The organism is Micromonospora aridisoli (assembly GCF_056150025.1).
On record NZ_JAXCFK010000126.1, the window covers coordinates 1 to 564 of the forward strand.

The 564-nt window shown below is 37.9% G+C and carries 1 protein-coding gene; it reads right to left on the bottom strand.

Annotated elements, in window-relative coordinates; genetic code table 11:
• Window positions 1-316: 316 nt before the first annotated feature.
• Window positions 317-564: hypothetical protein (locus SM447_RS29700; RefSeq protein WP_474576174.1), on the bottom strand; the 248-nt coding region annotated here is incomplete at its 5' end.

The following is a 564-nucleotide window of genomic DNA, read 5'->3' on the forward strand; positions in this document are numbered from 1 at the left end:
AATAAAGTTGACTCCCTTTTCTATGGCGTAATCTAATTGTTGATGGCCGTCTGCTTCGGTGTTTTGTTCCCCCCAGGTCATAGTGCCTAGGCATATTTTACTAACCTTGATGTCAGTATTTGGTAATGTGGTATAGCGCATTATACGATGATGGTTATTTCCTGTTTGTCTCACAGGTAGGTTAAGAATTGTACTATTTTTGATAATGTTTTGTGTAGGCTTGTATACCAGAACAATTTTTGATGTGTTTGATTGGGATACACACAGCCACTATCATAGCTTTTGGTCTACCGCTAGCATCTGCTTGCTTCTTTGATTATGATAACCAATTTCCCCAAGGAATTCTAGAGAGCATCAGAATAAGTGCAAGGGTGTAGAAAATGGCCAAAACCTTGAACTTAGGTGTTGAGGTTAATTTCTTTTTATGTTTTGAGTAGCCCATGGTGATAAAGACGATCATTAACGTCATGGTCAATGGATGTTCTACATTGTATAATCGTAGGGTAGCATCTTTCATAATATCCTTTACTGGATGTGTTCCCGAAAACCAAACAAAATATGGAG